General features: G+C 68.3%; 16 protein-coding genes and 1 tRNA gene. 8 read left to right on the top strand and 9 right to left on the bottom strand.

Annotated features, from left to right (window positions below; genetic code table 11):
• Positions 1 to 15 precede the first annotated feature (15 nt).
• From CAL29_RS16940 to CAL29_RS16935, 3 genes are all read left to right on the top strand, one after another.
• Positions 16 to 885 (top strand): LysR substrate-binding domain-containing protein, encoded by an 870-nt coding sequence (locus CAL29_RS16940; RefSeq protein WP_094854264.1) that lies wholly within the window; start codon positions 16 to 18, stop codon positions 883 to 885.
• 348 nt (positions 886 to 1,233) lie between these two features.
• On the top strand, positions 1,234 to 1,389 hold the full coding sequence (locus CAL29_RS31625; RefSeq protein ID WP_179284082.1) for a hypothetical protein: 156 nt from the start codon (positions 1,234 to 1,236) through the stop codon (positions 1,387 to 1,389).
• Positions 1,390 to 1,486: 97 nt separating this feature from the next.
• On the top strand, positions 1,487 to 3,766 hold the full coding sequence (locus CAL29_RS16935) for a phosphocholine-specific phospholipase C (protein ID WP_094854263.1): 2,280 nt from the start codon (positions 1,487 to 1,489) through the stop codon (positions 3,764 to 3,766).
• Between the two features lie 117 nt (positions 3,767 to 3,883).
• On the opposite strand, the gene CAL29_RS16930 is transcribed toward CAL29_RS16935, so the two are convergent.
• The gene (locus CAL29_RS16930) at positions 3,884 to 4,801 is read right to left on the bottom strand and encodes a LysR family transcriptional regulator (protein WP_094854262.1); all 918 of its coding nucleotides are present in this window, start codon (positions 4,799 to 4,801) and stop codon (positions 3,884 to 3,886) included.
• 126 nt (positions 4,802 to 4,927) lie between these two features.
• Between CAL29_RS16930 and CAL29_RS16925 the strand changes: the two genes are divergently transcribed.
• Positions 4,928 to 8,440 carry a molybdopterin-dependent oxidoreductase gene (locus CAL29_RS16925; protein WP_094854261.1) on the top strand — a complete coding sequence of 1,171 codons (3,513 nt, stop codon included), beginning with the start codon at positions 4,928 to 4,930 and terminating at the stop codon, positions 8,438 to 8,440.
• A 129-nt stretch (positions 8,441 to 8,569) separates the two neighbouring features.
• Positions 8,570 to 10,018 (top strand): short-chain fatty acid transporter, encoded by a 1,449-nt coding sequence (locus CAL29_RS16920; RefSeq protein ID WP_094854260.1) that lies wholly within the window; start codon positions 8,570 to 8,572, stop codon positions 10,016 to 10,018.
• 13 nt (positions 10,019 to 10,031) lie between these two features.
• Here CAL29_RS16920 and CAL29_RS16915 read toward each other — a convergent pair whose 3' ends face one another.
• From CAL29_RS16915 to CAL29_RS16885, 7 genes are all read right to left on the bottom strand, one after another.
• The gene (locus CAL29_RS16915) at positions 10,032 to 10,571 is read right to left on the bottom strand and encodes a hypothetical protein (RefSeq protein ID WP_094854259.1); all 540 of its coding nucleotides are present in this window, start codon (positions 10,569 to 10,571) and stop codon (positions 10,032 to 10,034) included.
• Between the two features lie 11 nt (positions 10,572 to 10,582).
• Positions 10,583 to 12,736: a TonB-dependent receptor gene (locus tag CAL29_RS16910; RefSeq protein ID WP_094854258.1), complete on the bottom strand. Its 2,154-nt coding sequence runs from the start codon at positions 12,734 to 12,736 to the stop codon at positions 10,583 to 10,585.
• 106 nt (positions 12,737 to 12,842) lie between these two features.
• On the bottom strand, positions 12,843 to 13,469 hold the full coding sequence (locus tag CAL29_RS16905; protein ID WP_256977532.1) for a hypothetical protein: 627 nt from the start codon (positions 13,467 to 13,469) through the stop codon (positions 12,843 to 12,845).
• Complete coding sequence (locus CAL29_RS16900; protein WP_094854256.1) at positions 13,466 to 14,065, bottom strand: hypothetical protein; 600 nt, start codon at positions 14,063 to 14,065, stop codon at positions 13,466 to 13,468. Before CAL29_RS16900 ends, CAL29_RS16905 begins: the two co-directional genes overlap by 4 nt.
• 4 nt (positions 14,066 to 14,069) lie before the next feature.
• A complete protein-coding gene (locus tag CAL29_RS16895) occupies positions 14,070 to 14,807 on the bottom strand; it encodes an ABC transporter ATP-binding protein (protein ID WP_094854255.1) in 738 nt (245 codons plus the stop codon).
• On the bottom strand, positions 14,804 to 15,880 hold the full coding sequence (locus CAL29_RS16890; protein ID WP_306430692.1) for a FecCD family ABC transporter permease: 1,077 nt from the start codon (positions 15,878 to 15,880) through the stop codon (positions 14,804 to 14,806). The genes CAL29_RS16895 and CAL29_RS16890 overlap by 4 nt, the downstream gene beginning before the upstream one ends.
• A complete protein-coding gene (locus CAL29_RS16885) occupies positions 15,864 to 16,952 on the bottom strand; it encodes an ABC transporter substrate-binding protein (RefSeq protein WP_256977530.1) in 1,089 nt (362 codons plus the stop codon). Before CAL29_RS16885 ends, CAL29_RS16890 begins: the two co-directional genes overlap by 17 nt.
• A 68-nt stretch (positions 16,953 to 17,020) precedes the next feature.
• Here CAL29_RS16885 and CAL29_RS16880 point away from each other — a divergent pair, with 68 nt between their 5' ends.
• Positions 17,021 to 17,746, top strand: coding sequence for a Crp/Fnr family transcriptional regulator (locus CAL29_RS16880; RefSeq protein ID WP_094854253.1), 726 nt, complete (start codon positions 17,021 to 17,023; stop codon positions 17,744 to 17,746).
• 52 nt (positions 17,747 to 17,798) lie between these two features.
• Positions 17,799 to 17,874 (top strand) — tRNA-Ala (locus CAL29_RS16875).
• Positions 17,875 to 17,984: 110 nt separating this feature from the next.
• Here CAL29_RS16875 and CAL29_RS16870 read toward each other — a convergent pair.
• Positions 17,985 to 18,833, bottom strand: coding sequence for a DUF7822 domain-containing protein (locus tag CAL29_RS16870; RefSeq protein WP_094854252.1), 849 nt, complete (start codon positions 18,831 to 18,833; stop codon positions 17,985 to 17,987).
• A gap of 572 nt (positions 18,834 to 19,405) precedes the next feature.
• Between CAL29_RS16870 and CAL29_RS16865 the strand changes: the two genes are divergently transcribed.
• Entirely contained in the window at positions 19,406 to 20,980 is a 1,575-nt protein-coding gene (locus CAL29_RS16865; RefSeq protein ID WP_094854251.1) for a TolC family outer membrane protein, read from the top strand.
• Positions 20,981 to 20,984 lie beyond the last annotated feature (4 nt).

Raw genomic sequence — 20,984 nt, 5'->3', positions numbered from 1 at the left:
CGTCCCGTGCATTCCATGCTCCCTTTCCTCCTGGCTGCGTTCTACGAAACCGCGCGACAGGGCAGTATGACCGCGGCGGCCAAGCAGTTGCGGATCAGCCAGCCGACGGTGACGTCGCGCATCCAGCAACTGGAGTCCGGCTATGGGGTGGAGCTGTTCCACCGGCGCGGCGGCCGGCTGGCGTTGACCCGCATCGGCACCGAGCTGATGCCGCTGGCCCGGCAGATGATGCAGATCCAGCACGACATCGATTTCAAGCTGCGCAACGGCAAGCAGATGCTGTCCGGTTCGCTGCATATCGGCGCCACCGGGCCCAACTACATCGCCTCCATCATCTGTGGCTTTCGCGAGCAGTATCCGGACGCGCGCATCGGCATCGAGGTCGGCAACTCGCGCTCCGTGCTGGAGGCCCTGTTCGACGCGCGGGTCGATCTCGCCGTGGCCTCCGAGCCGCTGAACGACGAGCGCCTGCTGCGTCGGGAGATCGCGACCGACCCGCTGGTGCTGGTCGCGCACCGGGCGCATCCCCTGGCGGGACGCGCCGGGATCTCGCTGCACGACCTGGCCGCGCATACGCTGTTGCTGCGCGAGCGGGGCTCCTGGACCCGCAGCCTGATGGAGGAGGCCATGAACGCGCACGCGGTCAACCCCCGCGCCGTGCTGGAGATGGGCAGCCGGGAAATGATCTGCCGCGCCGTCCAGCACAACCTGGGCTGTACGCTGATGCCGGTGCGCGACGTGCCGCGGGACGACAATCTGCGGACGGTGGCCATCGAGCCCGATCCGCCGCTCTTGCGCGTGTATCTCTACTGCATGCGCGAACGCGCCTCCATGCCCCTGGCCGAAGCCTTTATCGCCAGCCTGCCCGGCGCCTCCATGCATTGATCGGCCCTTGGCCCGGCGCTCCCCGTCAGCTTGTCCAGCACTCCCGCACATTGATCGGCATCTTGGCCGATGGCGTCATCGCTGGCGCGAGAGAGGAGCGGGCGAGGTGTTGGGCGAGCCCAGCACTTCTCTCCCCCCATGCAATCTCGCGTCACGGCTGTTGCCTTTGGGCACAGACCCCCAAAACGGCCGATAGCGCCATAGGCAGCTTTTGCCGCGATGACATGCTGGCGTCTTGGCGGTTCTCCACACTGTGAAGGCCCGGCGGACCGATGCCGCCGGCTTGCCATATCACTGGGGTGCAAATTGAAACCAACAACCGTAGCGCGGCTCGCATGCGGGCTCGCCTTGATCGTCACCTTGGGCGGCTGCTTCGACGGCAGCTCGCACGATTCCGACTCGGATACGTCCACGCCGACCACGCCTTCCGATCCGTCCGGCAACCCGCCGGACAACTCGACGCCCGCGCAGTGCACGACGATGCACTGTGCGCCGGCGCCCTGAGCGGTTCGTCCCATTCCCCTTGCGCCGCGGGCCGCGCCGCGAACTTCCGCGACACGGCACCGGGCGGCAACCCACGATTCAAGCGACACGAGACAGCATGAGCTTCAATCCTTCGAAACGCAGGTTTCTGCAAAACTCGCTCGGCACGGGCGCCGCGGCCCTCGCGCTCAATGCCTTCCCGCCGGCCATCCGCCGCGCGCTGGCCATCGAGGCCAATAACGTCACGGGCACCATCAACGACGTCGAGTACGTCGTCATGCTGATGCTGGAGAACCGCTCCTTCGACAGCTACTTCGGCACCTACAAGGGCGTGCGCGGCTACGGCGATCGTTTCCCCATTCCGATGCCCGCCACGCCCAACGTTTTCTACCAGACCTATACCGGCACGGCGTCGCCGGGCGCCGGCACGCTGATTCCCTATCACCTGGACGAGGCCGCGGGCAACGCCATCCGCGCCGGCAGCACGCCCCACACCTGGGTCGACTCGCAGAAGGCCTGGGACAACGGCCGCATGAGCAACTGGCCGGACGCCAAGAAGCCCTTGTCCATGGGCTACTACGAAACGGCGGAAGTGCCTTTCCAGCGCTCGCTGGCCGAAGCCTTCACGCTGTGCGACCACTATCACTGTGGCATCCATACCGGCACCATCGCCAACCGCCTGTTCTACTGGACCGGCACCAACGGCCCCAACGGCACGGATCCCAATGGCGGCGCCTATACGCCGACGGCGGGACTGAACAACGAATTCAACGGCGGCAACGACATCGACGTGTCGACCAAGGGCTGGACCTGGACCACCTACGCCGACCGCCTGGAGAAGGCCGGCGTGAAGTGGAAGGTCTACCAGAGCCTGGTCGACAACTACGGCTGCAACGAGATGATGGGCTTTCGCCACTGGCGCAAGGCGATCGAGGACATGCCGGTCGAGCGCCGTCCGGTCTACGTGGCGGCGACCGACATCAAGAACAATCCGCCCAGCGCGGCGGGCGCCTTCTACGATCCCGCGATCGACGATCCCCTGAGCCCCCTGGCCAAGGGTTTCGGCAACACCATGCCGTACGGTTTCCTCGAAACCTTCCGCGAAGACATCTCCAACGGCAAGCTGCCCTCCGTCTCGTGGATCATCCCGCCGTCGATCTACAGCGAGCACCCGGGACCCTCCAGCCCCACGCAAGGCGCCTGGTACGTGCAGGAAGTGCTGGACGCGCTCACCTCCAATCCCGAGGTCTGGAGCAAGACGGTCCTGCTCATCAACTACGACGAGAACGACGGCTTCTTCGACCACCTGCCGCCGCCGACGGCGCCCTCGCATTTCGCCGACGGCAGCGTGGCGGGCGGCGCCACGCTGTCCGACGCCGACATGGCGGTGGAGTACCACAACTACGCGCCCATCGACGCCACCCAGCCGGCCGTCGACGGACGTCCCTTCGGCCCCGGCCCGCGCGTGCCGATGTGGGTCGTGTCGCCGTGGAGCCGCGGCGGCTATGTGAACTCGCAGGTCTTCGATCACACCTCGACGCTGATGTTCCTGGAAAAGCGCTTCGGCGTGAAGGAGCCGCAGATCAGCAACTACCGCCGCGCGATCTGCGGCGACCTGACGTCCTGCTTCAACTTCGTCAGCCCCAACGTCGACGCCCTGGAGACGCTTGCCGGGCGCACCGACAAGACCTCGGCCGACAGCCTGGCGGCGGCGCAGGCCGCGCTGTCCGCGGTGACGATTCCGGTCGCCACGACTTCGTCGGCCCTGCCGGCGCAGGCGACCGGCACCCGCCCGTCGCGCGCGCTGCCCTACGAGCTGCACACCACCGCCCACGTCGCCGCCGGCGCCAGCACCGTGACGCTGGAGTTCGCCAACAGCGGCAGCGCGGGCGCGGTCTTCCACGTCTACGACAAGCGCCATCTGGACCTGCCGCCGCGCCGCTACGCGGTCGAGGCCGGCAAGTCGCTCAGCGGAGTGTGGACGGTGCCGGTCGGCGACGACGGCGCCTACGATCTGTGGGTGCTGGGCCCCAACGGCTATCACCGCGCATTCGCCGGCAACCTGAACGAGCAGCAGGCCGCGGGCGGGCCTGAAATCCAGGTCTGCTACGCAGTGTGCGACCCGGCCCAGGTGGTGGTGAAGCTCTATAACAACGGCGCCGCCGCCTGCACCTTCACCGCGACGGCCAAGGCCTATCGCAACGACGGTCCGTGGACGGCCACGGTGCAGCCGGGGGAGGTGGGCGAACTGAGCTGGACCCTGGGCGACAGCGGCAATTGGTACGACTTCGCCGTGACCTGCACGGGGGCGGCTTCCTTCCAGCGCCGCTTCGCCGGCCGCGTTGAAATCGGCAAGGACTCGGTGTCGGATCCGGCCCTGGGAACGGGCGTCAACTAAGCGGCTGCGCTCCGGGCGGCGCTTCCCGAGCGCCTGCGCTTCAAGCGTCGATCCGCCTGATGTCGACATCCCGGCGCCCCGCCGTCTCCTTCGAGGCGGCGGGGCGTTTCGTTTTTCCTACTCGTGCGCGAGCGCCTTGATCGACGCGCGCAGGAAGCTCATCAGCAGTTCGCCGCTGCGTCCCAGCCCGCCGCGTTTGCGCCAGACGCCGCCGATGTCCATGGTCGGCACTTCGTCGCCGATATCGCGCCGCAGGATGCGCCGGCCTTCCAGCGACCAGGGGCGGTAGACCAGGTCCGACAGGATGGTCACGCCTTGCTGCAAGGCCACCAGGCTGCGCACGGCCTCGGGCGACCGGCTCTGGTAGCGCACGCGCGGCGCCAGGCCGTAGCGGCCCCAGTACTTGCCTACGGTCTCGATGTGCTCGTCCATGTCCAGCAGGATGTAGTCGGCCGCGGACACGTCGCGCAGCGTGACTTTCGCGGCCTGTTGCAGGGGATGGTCCGGATGCGTCCACAGCCGGCGCGGCGAGCGCAGCATGGTGTCGTACTGCAGCTTGTCGAAGCGCGTGAGGTTGGACACGATGACCAGGCCCAGGTCCAGTTGGCCGCGCAGCAGGCCTTGTTCCACCGCCGGGCGCTCCAGCTCCATGACCCGCAGGTTCAGGTTGGGAAAGCGCCGCGCCACGGCGGCGATCACGGCCGGCATCAGGTAGGCGGAGATGGTTTCCGTGACGCCCAGCCGCAGGTCGCCGCTGACCTCGTCCGGCGCGGCGCGCATCTCGTCGAGCGCGTGATCGACGGCGCCTGTCACGTTTTGCGCATGGCGCGCGAAGCGCTCGCCGTCTTCCGTCAGGCGCAGGCCCTTGGCGTGCCGCACGAACAGCGGCACGCCGAGGGCGTCTTCCAGATTGCGCAGGGCGATGGTCATGGTCGACTGCGACACGTTGCAGCGCAGGGCCGCCTTGGAAACCTGGCCGGTTTCGGCCAGCGCCAGGAAGTATTCGAACTGGCGCAGGGTAATGGGAGTGGGCATTTTTCCGGCGTGGCGTCCAGATATCGAAAAAACCAATAATACAGGTTTAAAAATTTATATTGGCAATATCGAGCGTCCCACCCTAGCATGAGAGATCGATTAGAAAGACGTTCAGGCACAGGGGAAATGGGCGCAATCGAGATCAGCGGCTATTGCACGCTTTGCCGTTCACGTTGCGGCACTCGCAACATCGTCGAGCACGACGCCCTTTTGGGCGTCGTGCCGGATCCCGCGCATCCGACCGGCCACGCCATGTGCATGAAGGGGCGGGCGGCGCCCGAGCTGGTCCATAGCCCGCATCGCATCCTTCATCCCATGCGCCGCACCCGGCCCAAGGGCGACGCCGATCCCGGCTGGGAGCGCATCGGCTGGGACGAGGCGCTGACCCTGGTGGCGCGCCGCCTGAAGGAGATCCGCGCGCAGAGCGGGGCCGAGGCCGTGGCGTTCGGCGTCACCACGCCCAGCGGCACGCCGCTATCGGACAGCATCGATTGGATCGAGCGCTTCGTGCGCGCCTACGGCAGTCCCAATATCTGCTACGCCACGGAAATATGCAATTGGCACAAGGATTACGCCCACGTCTTCACCTACGGCTGCGGCATGCCGGTGGCCGATTACGCGGGGGCGGGCCTGATCCTGCTGTGGGGCCACAATCCCACGAACACCTGGCTGGCCCAGGCCGACGCCATCGGCAAGGGCCGCGCGCGCGGCGCCCGGCTGATGGTCGTGGACCCGCGCCGCACCGCGCTGGCGGGCCAGGCCGACGTCTGGCTGCCGGTGCGGCCGGGCACGGACGCGGCGCTGGCGCTGGGCCTGATCCATCAGTTGCTGCGGACGGAGCGCTATGACGCCACGTTCGTCCGGGAATGGACCAACGCGCCCTTGCTGGTGCGCGCCGACACCGGCCGCTTCCTGCGCGCCGGCGAGGTGGCATGGGAGCGCGCGCCGCATCGCGAACGGGTTTCCGCTGGCGATGCGCCTGGTGATGCGCCCCTCTTCGTCGTCTGGCGCGAGGACCACGAAGCGCCGGCGCCCTACGACACGCGCGTGGCCGCCGCCGGCCAGGGCGGCGCGCACTATGCCTTGCGCGGGGAATACGAGGTCGCCTTGCGCGACGGCGGCCGGGTGCGCTGCCGGCCCGTGCTGGCGCTGCTCGCGCGGGAGGCCGGCGCCTACACGCCCGAGCGCGTGGCGGAGATCACGCAAGTGCCGCCGGATGCCTTGCTGGCGGCCGCCGATTTGCTGGCCACCAGCGGCCCGGTCGCTTACCACGCATGGACCGGCATCGGCCAGCACACCAACGCGACCCAGACCGAACGGGCGGTGGCGGTGCTGCACGCCTTGACCGGCAGCTTCGATGTGCCGGGCGGCAACCGGCTATATGCGCGTCACGCCGTGAACCGCGTCAACGGCCTGGACCTGATCCCGCCGGCGCAGAGCGCGAAGGCGCTGGGGCTCCCGGAGCGCCCGCTGGGGCCGCCCGCCACGGGTTGGGTCACGGCGCGCGATCTCTACCGGGCCATCCTGGAGGGAGAACCCTACCGCGTCCGCGCCTTGTTCGCGTTCGGCTCCAACCCGCTGGCCTCGCAGGGCGACGTCGGCATGGCGGAAGCGGCCTTGCAGGCCCTGGAATTCCACGTCCATCTCGATCTGTTCGAAACCCCCAGCGCCCGTTACGCCGACATCCTGCTGCCGGTCAACACGCCGTGGGAGCGGGAAGGGCTGCGCGTCGGCTTCGAGATCACCCAGGCCGCGGAGGCGCGCATCCAGTTGCGTCCGCGCATGGTGACGCCGCGCGGCGAATCGCGCTCGGACAACGACATCGTTTTCGATCTGGCTTGCCGGCTGGGGATGGGCGAGGCCTTCTTCGACGGCAGCCTGGAGCGCGGCTGGGACCACATCCTCGCGCCCCTGGGCATCCGCGTCGCCGATTTGCGCCGGGCGGGCGGGACGCTGTCTCCGCCCTTGCAGGGCAAGGACCGCAAGTACGCATTGCCGGAAAGCGCGGCCACGCCGCCGGATGCCGCGCCCGTCGCCGGATTCGCCACGGAGACGCGCCGCGTCGAACTGTATTCGGAACGCCTGCTGCGTCACGGTTATGCCCCCATGCCGGTCCACGTCGCATCGCCCGCCGAAGCCGGCGGCGGCGCCTATCCGCTGGTCCTGACCTCGGCCAAGAGCGGCTACTACTGCCACAGCCAGCACCGCTCGCTGGTGTCCTTGCGCAAGCGGGCGCCGCTGCCGCGCGTGGCGCTGGGTCCCGGCCTGGCGGCGCGCAGGCAGGTCGTCACCGGCGATTGGGTGCGCGTCGCCACGCCCATCGGGCAGGCGCGCTTTGTCGCGCTGGTCGACGCGGACCTGAACGACGATGTCCTGGTCGCCGACTACGGCTGGTGGCAGGCCTGCCCGGAGATCGGCCAGCAAGGCTATGCGGTGCTGGGGACGGCCAGCAACTACAACGCCCTGATCAGCGCCGCGCAGGCGGACCCCGTCAGCGGCTCGGTGCCCATGCGGGCCTTCCCCTGCGAGCTGGAGCGTGATCCCGCCGTCGATCCGGCGCGCCGGCCCTGGAGCGGCACGCGGCCCTTCCTCGTCAGCCAGCTCCATGCCCGCACGCGCGACGTGCTGGAGATTGCCTTTACCGCGGCGGACGGCGGCCCCTTGCCGGACTATCAGCCGGGCCAGCACGTCACGGTCGAAATCTCAGGCCTGCCTGACGGCGAGAAGCTGATGCGCGCCTATTCGCTGGTCGGCGCCGCGGCTTCCCCGCCCGCCGCGCCCCGGCGCGAATACCGGGTGGCGGTCCGCCGCCAATACGGCAGGGGCGCGGACGGCGCGGACTGGCAGGGCCGCATGTCCGGTCATCTGCACGGCCGTCTGCGGGTGGGCGATGGCGTGCGGCTGGGAGCGCCGGGCGGCAATTTCATCGTGCCGCGCCGTTCGCCGCAGCCGCTGGTCTGTTTCGCCGCCGGCATCGGCATCACGCCCTTCATCGCACACCTGGAAACCCTCGTCGCCATGGCGGCGGACGATGGCTTGCCGGCTGATGACTTGCCGGAAGTCTGGCTGCATTACGCCAATCGGGACAGCCGCCATCACGCCTACGCCGGCCGCCTGGCCGAGCTGTGCGCGCGCCTGCCGTGCCTGACGGTGGTCGACTATTATGCCCATCCCTTGCCCGGCGACGGCGTGGCCGCCCGGCGGCTGGACGCCGGCTGCGTGGACGCGTCGCTGCTGCGCCGGCGCGCGCGCTTCTACATGTGCGGTTCCGAAACCATGATGCGCGACCTCGCCGAGGGCCTGATCGCGCGCGGCGTGCCGGCCTTCGACATCTTCAGCGAGGTCTTCCGTTCCCCGCCCGCGCCGGCGTCGGCCGGCGACGCTCGCCACGAAGTGCGCTTCGCGCGGTCGGGAAACAAGACGTCCGTGTGGACCAGCGCGCGCGGCTCCTTGCTGGACTTCGCCGAAAGCCTGGGCCTGGACCTGCCCAGCGGCTGCCGGGTCGGCCAGTGCGAAAGCTGTGCGGTGCGCATCCTGTCCGGCCAGGTGCGCCATCTGCATGGGACCGAGCCGGAGGATCCGGATATCTGCCTGACCTGCCAGGCCGTGCCGGTCGCCGATCTCGTGCTGGATGCGTGAAGCAGGGAGCAGGAAGCAGGGCCCCCGGCCGCGCGCGGTCGGCCCGGTATCGCGCGGCGGCCTGGTCCGCGCAGCTTTTTTAGGGATCTGAAGTTTTTTATCGTCAATGACACGACAAGGGGAAAGTGCATGAAAACCGAATCTCTCGCCAAACAGCAGCCGGCGGCCGCGGCATCGTCCAGCGGCCTGGAACGCCTCGCTGCGGGCGTCACCGCATGGTCGGAAAAGTGGTTCCCGGACGCCTATATCTTCGCGGTCATCGCCGTGCTGGTGGTGGCCCTGGGCGCGGTGGCCATCGGCGCGCCCGTGCAGAAGGTGGGCATCGCCTTCGGCGACGGCTTCTGGTCGCTGATACCGTTCACCATGCAGATGGCGATCGTGGCGATTTCGGGCTACGTGGTGGCGGTCTCGCCGCCCGCGGCGCGGCTCATCGAACGCCTGGCCCGCCTGCCCCGCACGGCGCGCGGCGCGATCTGCTTCGTGGCCTTCGTCAGCATCGCCACCTCGCTGTTGAACTGGGCCATCAGCCTGATCTTCAGCGGCCTGCTGGCGCGCGCCCTGGCCCGGCGCGAGGCATTGCGCATGGACTACCGCGCCGCCGGCGCCGCCGCCTACCTGGGCATGGGTGCGACGTGGGCGCTGGGGCTGAGCTCGGCGCCCGCGCAGTTGCAGGCCAATCCCGGCAGCCTGCCGCCTTCGCTGTTGCAGATCACGGGCGTGATTCCGTTCTCGGAAACCATCTTCCTGTGGCAGTCCATCGCCATCGCGGCGGTGCTGACCGTGGCGTCGATGGTGGTGGCCTTCTATTCCTCTCCGACCGGCGAGAAGGCGGTGACCGCGCAAGAGCTGGGCGTGGACGTCGGCGAGGCGGCCGTCAAGGTCGCGCCGCCGGCGCGGCCCGGGGACTGGATGGAGTACAGCCCGGTGCTGACGCTGCTGATCGTGGCCCTGGGCGCCGTCTGGATCTACAACGAATTCACCACCAAGAACGCCGTGCTGGCGATCTCCAACCTGAACACCTACAACTTCGTGTTCCTGATGCTGGGGATGCTGCTGCACTGGCGTCCGCGCAGTTTTCTCGCCGCGGTGGCCAAGTCGGTCCCGTCGGTGGGCGGGGTGCTGATCCAGTTTCCGCTCTACGGCGGCGTCGCCTTCATCCTGACCAAGGCGGCCGGCAGCGACGGCCACACCTTGACGCACATGCTGTCGTCCTTCTTCGTCTCGGTCTCGTCGCATGCCTCCTTTCCCGCCTTGATGGGCGTCTACTCGGCGGTGCTGGGCTTCTTCGTCCCGTCCGGCGGCGGCAAGTGGGTCATCGAGGCGCCTTACGTCATGCAGGCGGCGAACGACCTGCACGTGCACCTGGGCTGGGCGGTCACCGTCTACAACGCCGCCGAGGCGCTGCCCAACCTGATCAATCCCTTCTGGATGCTGCCGCTGCTGGGCGTGCTGGGCGTGCGCGCGCGCGACGTCGTGGGCTTCACCTTCACCCAGTTGGTGGTGCACGCGCCCATCGTCCTGATCATGCTGTGGGCGCTCGCGTCGACGCTGGAATACAAGCCGCCGGTGCTGCCGTAGCGGCTTGCCGGCGTCAGCCGCGCAGGGTCGAGAACAGGAACAGTTCCTGCGGCGGCCGCAGCAGGACTTCGCCCGCGATCCGCCGCCGCAGCGCGGCATGCGCCTGCCGCGCCTGCGCGCCGGGGGCGCCGAGCAGGGCGAAGAACTCGGGCGGCAGCACGCCGTCGCGCAGCACGGCGCGCGCTTCCCACGCATCCCGCCGCAGCCGGAAACTGTAGGATTTGTCGCGGTTCGCGCTGTAGCGGGCTTCGGGCAGGGAGGTGTCCACCGTATAGCAGCCCCGCGTGACCGCGCGCGTGACGAACTCGATGGCGTCGCGCACGCCGGGACCGGGATGGCCGCTGGTCACGGCCAGCGCGGTGCGCGGCACCGGCTGGCCGTTTTCCTCCAGCAGCGGCAGGGCGCCGCGCAGGCCCTGGAAAACCAGGGCCAGCATGGCCAGCGCGCCGTGGCCATGGTAGGCCTGCACCGATTCGTAGGTGATTTCCAGCGGGCCTTCTTCGGCGGCGATGCGCAAGGCCGCGCCGCGGACGGATGTATCGACAGGGGGCATGGGATGTCTCGTCAGAATCGGGTGCGCAAGGTCAGGCTGACGCTGCGGCCGGGCTCCAGCAGGGGATTGAGGTCGGTCATGGCGTAGGCCACGTTGGACGACGTGGCGGCGGTGCGGTAGGCGCGATCGAACACGTTGTTCACGCCCAGCACCACCTGCGTGTTGCGCAATTGCGGCAGGCCCAGCCGGTCGAGCTGGAATTGCGCATACAGGTTGACCACGCCGAAGCCGGCGGATGGGTATTCGCTGCTGGCGTCGTAGCGGGTCTGGCCCTTGGCCCACTGCATTTCGCCGCTGAGGGCGTAGGCCTGGCCCGGCCCCATGTATTGCAGTCCCAGCAGGCCGCTGAGCGGCGCGATGGACTTCAGCGGCGTGCCCGTGCTGCGGTTGGTGGCGTGCAGGTAGCTGGCGTTGCCGTAGACGTTCCATTGGCGCGTCAGTTGCCAGCGCCAGTCGGTCTCGACGCCCTGGATGCGCGCGCGGCCCACGTTCTGGCGCTGCGTGGCGGGCAGCCCCATGTAGGTGGTGGTGACGCTTTCGATGAAGTTGCGGTAGTTGCTGCGGAACATCGTCAGCCCGAACGAGGCGTCCTCGAAATGCAGGCGGGTGCCCAGTTCGGCGTTCACCCCGCGTTCGGGCTTGAGGTTAGGATTGGGAAAGGTGTAGCTGCTGCCGGTATAGCTGCTGGTGAAAAGCTCGGACGTCCACGGCATCCGGAACGAGGTGCCTACGCTGCCCAGCAGCTCCACGACCTGGGTGGCCTGGTAGGACAGGCCCAGGCTGCCGGTGGTGGCCGTCTCGTTCTGGTTGCGCGCCGCGCGGAAGGCGGGCAACAGGTTCTGCGAAGGCAGCGGCGAGAGCTTGACGTCGGAATGGAACCAGTCGAAGCGGCCGCCGGCCGTCACGGTCCAGCGGGACGTGGGCTTCCACTCGGTGGTGACGAAGGCGCCGACGTTGGTCTGGTAGGTGTCCGGCCCGGTCTGCTTGTAGTCGGTGCTGGTGACGGAAGTAGCGGTGGTGACCTTGCTGCGCGATTCCGAGCCCGGGCGCCGCTCGTGCATGAAATCCAGGCCCACGGTGGTCTGCGTGTCGCCCCACGGCCGCAGGGTGGCCGCCACGCTGCCGCCGGTGGCGACCGGCCCGATCACGTGGCTGTACGACTGGGTCACCTTGGACGACGTGGTGGTGCGGGTGGGCAGCGTGGTGTCGAACTCGTCCACGTACAGGCTGGCCTTGAGCCTGCTCACCGGCGCTCCCTCGAAATTGCCGTCGTAGGCGAGGCGGGCCTGCTTCACCTTCAGCGGCTCGTAGCGGCTGACGCTTTGCGGATACGGCGGCGAGGCGCCGGCCAGTCCCGCTTCCACGTAGGCGGAACGCACGCTGAACTCGATGCGCTGTTGGGCGTCGGGCATGTAGCCCAGCGTGATGCCGCCGCTGGCGCCGCGGAAATCGCTGTTGGGCACCTTGCCGTTCGCGCTGTCGTAGTCGCTGGCGCGGCGGCCGGTGGCGTAGGCGCGCAGGTCGAAGCCGTCGCCCGAGCCTTCGATGGCGGTGGTGGCCTGCACGCCGTGGCCGTTGCTCTGGTAGGTGGTGGAGACCTCGCCGCCGGTGATGCTGAACGGGTGGTCCAGGTTGCCGTGGGCGCGCTTGGTGACGAAGTTGATCAAGCCGCCCATGCCGTCGCTGCCGAAGCGCGCCGAATCGGGGCCGCGCACGACTTCGACCTGCTCGATCTCGGAGGGCGCGATCAGCATGAACTGCAGGGTGTTGCGGCCACGGAAGCGGTCGCCGTCGATGAACATGGGCACCCGCATGTCATTGGTGTTCAGGCCGCGCAGGAAGATCGTGCCGGCGATGCCGCCGGTCCGGTTGACGGTCACGTTGGGCACGCGCGAGAGCACGTCCAGCGTGCTGAGCGGATTGGTGCGGTCGATGTCCTGCCGTTCGACCACGGTGACCGGCTGCGTGACGGCGTGGTCGATGGTCGCGGCGGGCGGTTCCACGGTCATGGCGCGCAGCCGGCCGTCGTCGCGTTCGGCCTCGGGCTTCACGTGGATGACGGGCAAGGTAGCGGCGTTTTCGGACTGGGCATTGGCGGGCGCGGCGGGGAGCAGGCCGGCGCCCAGGGTGCCGGCCAGGGTGGCGTGTAGAAGAGAGCGTTGCATACGAGTCTGCGGTGGGTGACGAGGTGAATGACGGGAGGAATGACGAGATAGGCGGCATGCGGGGACCGCGCGCGGGACGGCGCGCGTTGGACCAGGCCGCGGTGAGTCAGGGCGCCGGCGTGGAATCCTTCAGCCAGGGCAGGAAGCCGTGCAGGAAGCGAGTGGCCGCCGGCATGAAATAGCTGCCGTGGTGGTACATGGGATCGAGCGAAGTCACGATCAGCCGGCCCGGCGTGCTGCGGCGGTCTTCGTACAGCACCGAGCCGGCGCCGGCCTTGTCGATCAGCGACACCGCGCCGGGCGGCGGCGCGAACGTGCCGTGCTGATGCCAGGTGGCGTCGGCCAGCGTCAGGTAGCGGAACAAGGCGTGCTCCGGCGCGGCCAGCCGCAGGCCGGGGTCGGCGCCGGGTTCCTTCCACCACCAGAAGTTCACCTCGCAGGGCGTCCACCGCACGCCGTCCAGCCACTGTTCGGAGCCCGTCTCGCCCATCGCCACCAGCGTCTTGCCGGCGGCCAGGAAGCGCGCGAAGCATGCGCGCCGCGCCGCCAGAAGATCGGGGTTGCTGCGGCACGACACGATGAACGCGTCGCAGCCGTCCAGCGCCGCGTCGTCCAGTTCGCGGACGTAGACCGTGCGATCGATATAGGGCGCCAACGATTCCGTGTGGAAGGTGCGATGGTGGTAATAGGTGCCGGCGTCGAGCGCGGCGATCACGGCGGTTCGGGGGCTCATCGTTCGTATATCCATTCGATCAATTGCGGCACGAGGCGCGCGGCGCTGTCGCCGCCGCCGGCGTACATCCACAGATCGTTGCCCGAATGCACCAGCAGGCGGCCGCCGCCGGGCAGGTCCAGCAGCCAGTCCACCGGCTGGGCGCGCGGTCCCAGGGTGTTCAGCACGCGCGCGCCGGCCGGGGGCGGATTGCCGCCGCGCGCATAGAAGCCCGCGACGCCGCGGCGGAACGTCAGGTCGTTGGCGTCGACGCCCTCGAAAACCGGATGCGCTTGGGCGCGATGGATGCGCAGGCCTTCCAGGCCGGCGGCCGCGCCCGGCTCGAAAGGCGCCAGCCAGCGCAGGAAGGGATGGGCGACGTGGCCGTTGACGACCATCGTGCCGCCGGCAAGCAGGTAGGCCTCCAGCCGGCCGCGCTGGGCGGCGAGGTAGCGCTGGTCGCTGTGGGACGGCACGAGCAGGGCCGCGTAGCGCGGCAACGCCAGCGCATCCAGCTCATAGAGCGGCACGGGCTGCGCGACGGGCGCCGCGCCGCCGGTCAGCGCGGCGGGGCCGCGGCCGGTCCAGTTGTTGAGATAGGCGATAGGCTTGCGCATGGCGTCACCGGAAAAGCGGAATGACGCCGCGCGCTTCGCCGTGCGGGCCGGGTTGCGACACGACGCGCACCGGCAGGCGGTAGAGACGGCTGAGCCGCTCGTCGACGCACATCGTGGCGGTGGGGCCGCTCTCGCAGGCGTCGGCGTGCATCAGCAGCGTCTGGTCGGCGATATGCTGCGCATGCTGCGGCTGGTGGGTGGAGAACACCACGGTCAGGCCCTGTTCGCGGGCCAGGCGGCGCAGCAGCGCCAGGATCAGGTCCTGGTTGTGCAGGTCGAGGGCGGCGGCGGGTTCGTCCAGCACGATGATCGGGCTGTCGCCGGCCAGGGCGCGCGCGATGCAGACGAGTTGCCGCTCGCCGCCGCTCAAGGCAAGGAAGGGACGGCCGGCGAGATGGCCCAGCCGCACGGCGTCCAGGCATGCCCGCGCGATCTCCAGGTCGCGCGGGCCGGGCGACGCATACCAGCGCAGCCGGCGCGCGCGGCCCATGCACACCATGGACAGCACGTCGTAGTCGAACGGCACGCCGGCCTGCTGCGGCACATAGGCCGCGTGGCCGCCCAGCCGCACCGCGCCGCCGGCGGGCTTGTGCAGGTTCAGCATCGTGCGCAGCAGCGTGGTCTTGCCGCGCCCGTTGGGGCCCAGCACGGCCAGGATGGCGCCGGCGGGCACGCGCAGCGACAGGTCCGAGAGCAGGCGGCGTCCGCCGGCCTGGATCGAGAGACGGTCGAGTTCGATCATGCCGCGTTCCCCCGTGTCTGCGCGCGCCGCAGTAGCCAGGCGAAGATAGGCGCGCCGATCAGCGCGGTGATCACGCCCAGCGGGATCTCGGCGCTGGTGACGCTGCGCGCCGCCGTGTCCACCCACAGCATGTAGCTGCCGCCCAGCAGCGCGCTGGCCGGCAGCAGGACGCGATGGTCGGGGCCGACCAGCATGCGCGCGATGTGCGGCACCACCAGTCCCACCCAGCCCACCGTGCCGGAGACCGCCACGCTGGCCGACACGACCAGCGTGACGCAGCCCAGCAGCGTCCAGCGCAGCGGCTCCACGGCGATGCCCAGCGCGGCGGCCTGTTCGTCGCCCAGCGACAGCACGTTGATGCGGAAGCGCAGCAGGCACAGCAGGGCCATGCCCGCCAGGATGGGCGGCGCGGCCGCCGCCAGCTTCGTATATGACGCGGTAGCGAAACTGCCCATCAACCAGAACACGATGGACGGCAGGCTGTCGTTGGGATCGGCGAAATAGGTCGCCAGCGAAATCAGCGCGGAAAAGAAGGCGCCCGTCACCACGCCCGCCAGGACCAGCATCAACAGGGTGGACCGGCCTTGCGAGCGGCTCAGCGCATAGACGATGGACACCGCCAGCAGGCCGCCGGCGAAGGCCAGCGCCAGCGTGGCCGGCAGCGACGGCACCAGCAGGATGGCCATGCAGCCGCCGAAGGCCGCGCCCGAGGAAATGCCCAGGATCTGCGGTCCCACCAGCGGATTGCGGAAGGCGCCTTGCAGCGCCGCGCCGCACGTCGCCAGGCTGGACCCGGCGAGGAGCGCCAGCAGCGCGCGCGGCAGCCGGACCTGCTCGATGACGCGATGCTCGGTCGCGCTGGCCACGGGCAGCCAGCCGCGGGCCCATTCGGGCAGCGCCAGTCCCGCCAATATGCTGCCGGCGTGCGGCAAGGGCAGGGGATAGCGGCCCACGCACAGCGCGGCCAGCAGCGAGAGGGGCAGGGCCAGGCCCATCAGCAGCCAGGGCCATGCGCGCCTGGCGCGCCGCGGCGTGTCCGCCCAGCCGCTTCGGGGTTCAACGCAGGCGGTCATAGCCACGGGCCTCCTGGTTGTCCCGCACGCGCAGGATCCGGTCGATGTCGCCCGCGTCGGGGGTGTAGCCGTACAGTTCGCCGTAGGCCTGGACGATGCGCTCGCGCAGCGGCCAGTCGAACAGCTCGGGATGCAGCAGCAGGCCCAGCCATTGCCAGTACAAGGGGCTTTCCTGGCTCGGCGGGTCCCACAGGTAGCCGCCCGCGGGAATCTGGTAGACGCGGTGGTTGCGCACCGCCGGCAAGCCGGCGAACAGCGGATCGTCGTACAGCACCCGCGGCGTCAGTCCGGGATCGAAGTTGCCGACCAGGATCACGTCCGGCGCCCAGGCCATGATCTGCTCGATGTTCACCGCCTGCGCCCCGGCAACGGCCGCGGCCACGTTGCGCCCGCCGGCCAGCGCGACGTCGTGTTCGAAATTCGTGCCGGCGCCGGCGGTGCGGTATTGGGGCGCATATCGGGACAGGTACAGCACGCCGGGCCGCTGGTCGGCGCGCAAGGCGCCGGTGGCCCGGGCGATCTCGGCATGGACCGTGTCGCGCCATTGCAATTGCGCCCGCGCGCGGGCGTCCTGCCCCAGCGAATGGCCGATGATGCGTATCCATTCGCGGGTGCGGTCCTCGCTGCCGTAGACCAGGGCGGCGGCGGTCAGGCCCGCGTCGCGCAGCGGCGCGAGCAGTTCGTCGCCCATGTGCCCCCATTGCCAGACGATGTCGGGCCGGATCTCCAGCAGGGTTTCGATGTTGGGCGCGAAACCGGAGCGCGTGATGTCGGCGCGCACCGAGACCGAGGCGGGAAACGCCTTGGCCAGTACGCTGCGCGCCAGGTAGGTATGGGCATTCGGATGCATGCCGGCCAGGTGGGCGGGGCCGCGGTCCAGCGACATCAGCAGCGAGCCGGCCGGCATGGGCAGCGTCACGGCGCGCTGGGCGGGCCCGGCCAGCGTGACGGTATTGCCCAGCATGTCGCGGAACGAGACGGGATTCGCCTGCGCGGCGGCCAGGACGGGAAGAAGGGCGAGCATCGGCGCGAGCGTGTGCCGCGCCGCGCAGCGGAACCAGGAAGAAGACATGCGTGTTTGAGATTATTGAAAATAAGAATTACTCTTAATAAGTCTAGGAATGTGGCGCACGAATCCAAATGACTAAAGTCAATTCGCTTCCGGAGCCGCTGCGGATCGTCTTGGCGCTGCGCGCGCACGAGTGGTTCGGCGACGTGGACGACGCTGCGCTGGCCGGGCTGGCGCGATGCAGCCGCTGGGTGGAGTTCGAGCCGGGCGACATGCTGCTTTCGGAAGGGCAGGAAGCGACCTCGTGCCTGCTGGTGTGCCACGGCAAGCTGCAAGGCCTGCGCTATACGCCGGAGGGGGGCGACAAGGTATTCGGCCACGTGGGGCCGGGCGGCTTCCTGTCGGTGCTCAACCTGTTCGAGGCGACGCCGCGGCACTTGCACTGCGCCCGCGCCATCGAGGCGGGCGCCGCCTGCCTGTTGAACGGCGCCGCGCTGCGCCGGCTATGCGGCGAGCACGCGGGCCTGGCGGGCCGCTTGCTGCGGCACGCGGCCAACTTGGTTCGCCATCACACCGACCAGATCGACTGGCTCACGTCGAGTTCGGCCGAGGAGCGCCTGGCCGAATACGTGCTGCGCGCCGGCAGGCCCAAGGCGAACCAGCCCATCAACCTGCCGTTGACGCATTCGCAGATCGCGGTGAAGCTGGGCATGCGCGCCGAGACGCTGAGCCGCATCTTCGCGAAGTGGCGCCGGGAGGGGTACATCTCGGACGGCCGCGGCATGCTGCGCGTATTGCGGCCCGAGCGGCTGGAGGCCCTGACGCGCGCGGGGCATGCCGACAAGCCCCAGGCGTGACGAGGCGAGATATCTTTCCGGATTTTTATGGTATAGTTGCGGTCTTGCGTGTGGGGCGGTAGCTCAGCTGGGAGAGCGTCGCGTTCGCAATGCGAAGGTCGGGAGTTCGATCCTCCTCCGCTCCACCAAGATCCTTTCCGGAGAGATTCGGGAAGCCCGGAAGAACCCTGCAAATCATTGGTTTGCGGGGTTTTTTATTGCCGCGGCCGGCCACGGTCACGGCCAGCCAGCCACGGCTTCAATCCGATTCCGATTCCGGCGGCTGCCGCTTCGCCGCTTCGAATTCCTCGCGATTGGACAACTGGAAGTACAGCACGTCCGTCCATTCGAGTCCCAGCGGATATTCCGTGTGGCCGGAACGCGCGTGGTCGCAAGCGTCGTCGAAGCGCAGGCCGTGGAAGACGTCGAGCGGCGCGGGAGAGGGCGCCGCGGCGGCCCGGCGCAGCACTCGTGCGGCCTCGGCGACGTCGTCCGGCAGCGCCGCGTAGCCTTCGCCTACGCGCCGGCAGCGTTCTATTTCCGCCTCGACCATGGCCCGCAAGGCATCCGGATCGCTCTCGCTCATGATGTCCAGTTCTATCGTTTCGAGCAGCAGGTAGCGATCGCGGTGCGCTTCGAGGAAGGCGACGGTTTCATCCAGCCACGCGGGCAGGTGTTCGATGGCGGCGGGCGCCGTCTCGGGCGATGAAGGCGCGGCGGCCGGCGCCGGTTGCGCGGCGGACGCGGAAGACAGGCCCAGCCACTGCCGCATCCGGGCCGCGAGCGTGGGCTTGCCGCTTTCCTCCCGCGTCTCCGCCGTGCGCCCCGCCTCGGGCTCGGCGATCAGCGTCTTCACGACAGCCACGAAACGCCTTACCCGTTCCAGTCCCTCGTCGAAAGGCGCGCTGATGGCGTGCAAGGGCGTCTTCGAACCGTCCAGGCCATCCGAGATCAAGGTGCTGCAGATCCGCGGATCGGCCGACATCAGCAAGCGGTACATGAAAGGCACGTCATACGGCCATTCCGACAGGCCGCGTATCGTTTCCGGCCGGTCCTCATAGGACGCCGGCCGATTGTCGAGGCTGTAAAGATACGATCGATTTGCCATGCGAGCTCCAGGTTGTCTCGTCGCGTCGACGCGGTACCGCAATGGCAGACGATAAACGATTTGCATTCCTTGCCTGGCGGGCATGGCCCACCTGGCCGACCTGGCCGCCACGCCCGTAATGGTTACCCGGCGCTGATACATTTCCAACGTTGGAACGAAGCAACAACGTAGCAACTTTTTGTTTTGTTGTGTTGTTCTCTTGCAAATCTAAGAAATCAAGGCAATATGCGTATCCTTCCTCATGAGCCCCGCCCTATGTCAATAGGAGAAAAGTTGGCGTTTCGAGGGAACAAATTACATAACCTGACACTCTTATGTATCTGAATGGTGTGCAAGTTGCGTTCTGTAATTCATAAATATCAGAAATATTGCGCAATAAAGGGCATTTTTGTGGAGTTGATAGTCACGGCCACCGCATCGACAATCTCGCCGCAGTTCACTTCGATGCTGGTTCATCGGCCGCAAATGACGTAAAGACGTGCGTTTCAACGTTGAGGCGGATGCGGAGACGGAAGGTATTACAGCCGGGAAATCAGCCGTTACTTAACTACGACACGCACTTCGGAAAGGTTATGACCTCGTTTCGTTTGAAGCATGTAGTTGCACTTGTTGCAGCCGCGATTCCCGTCAGTCTGCTTGCCCAGCCCAGCCAGGGAACCACCAAGGCAGCCCCCAACGCGCCTTTATCGCGGCCCGTTGCGCAAGCGACCGAGGGCAAGAACGCCGCCACCTTGAACCAGATCGTCGAGCAGACGCTGCTGACGAACCCCGAGATCCAGGCCCGCTACAACGACTTCCGCTCTTCGCTGGAAGGCCAGAACGTGGTGCGCGCCGGCTTTCTGCCGCAAGTGAACGCGCAGGGCTGGTACGGCCACGAGTGGCAGAGCCATTTGCCGGGCGAAGGCAACGCCAGTTGGAACCGGCCCGGCTATACCGTCGAACTGCGCCAGTTGCTGTTCGATGGCTTCCGCACCAGCAACGACGTGAAGCAATCGGGCTTCGAAAAGCTCTCCCGCTTCTACGACCTGCTCGCCACCAGCGACGACACGGCCTTCAGCGCCACGCAGGCCTACCTGGATCTCGAGCGCTATCGCGATCTGGAAATGCTCGCGCGCCAGAACTACAGCCTGCACAACGAAACCCTGAAGCAGATTCGCGAGCGGGCGGATTCGGGCGTGGGCCGGCGCGTGGACCTGGAGCAGGCCAGCGGCCGCCTGGCGTTGGCGCAGACCAACCTGATGACCGAGAACGCCAACCTGAATGACGTGACGGCCCGTTTCCGCCGCGTCACCGGCCTGGACGCGCCGCCCGTTCTCGCGGCGCCGCCGCGCCTGGACGACAAGCTGCCCAAGGACCCGACCAACTTCAACGATTCGCTGCGCAGCAATCCGCAGTTCCTGTCGAAGCAGGCCTTGATGCAGGCCGCCGCGGCCGGCAACCAGTCGTCCAAGAGCGCGTTCTCGCCCAAGTTCGAGTTCGTGGCCTCGACCGGCACGGACACCTCGCAACCGGGCCCCGACTACAAGAACACGCGCAGCACCAACGTGCAGGTGCTGATGACGTACAACCTGTACCGCGGCGGCGGCGACTCGGCGCGCGTGCGCCAGACGGCGGCCCAGAGCTATGCCGCGCGCGACGTGCGCGACTACACCTGCCGCAACCTTCAACAGGATCTCGCGATCGCCTGGAACAACATCGTGCATCTGCGCCAGGCCTTGCCGTACCTGCGCGACCACGAAGTGTCGACGACCAAGGTGCGCGACGCCTATCGCCAGCAGTTCCAGATCGGGCAGCGCACCTTGCTCGACTTGCTGGACACGGAAAACGAGTTGTTCGAGTCGCGCCGCGCGCTGACCAATGCCTTGTATGACCTGCAGGTGGCGCAATACCGCTGGCTGGCCTTGTCGCACAAGCTGCTGCCCACCCTGGGCCTGCGTCCCGCCAACGACGAAACGCCCGAGGAGAACGGCAAGCTGGAGGTCACGGACGACGTGATCAAGCTGTGCAACTCGACGGTGCCCGACGCCGCGCGCCTGCAGCCGGTCAAGGTGATCTACAACGACGGCGCGACGCCGCCCGACTTCGTGCCGAGCGGCAAGCCTTCCCAAACTTCTCCCGCGCAGAGCGGGACAACTCCCAAGTGGTGATCTG

This window comes from Bordetella genomosp. 10, from assembly GCF_002261225.1.
Lineage (GTDB): Bacteria > Pseudomonadota > Gammaproteobacteria > Burkholderiales > Burkholderiaceae_B > Bordetella_C.
This window is presented reverse-complemented; position numbering and strand designations above follow the sequence as displayed.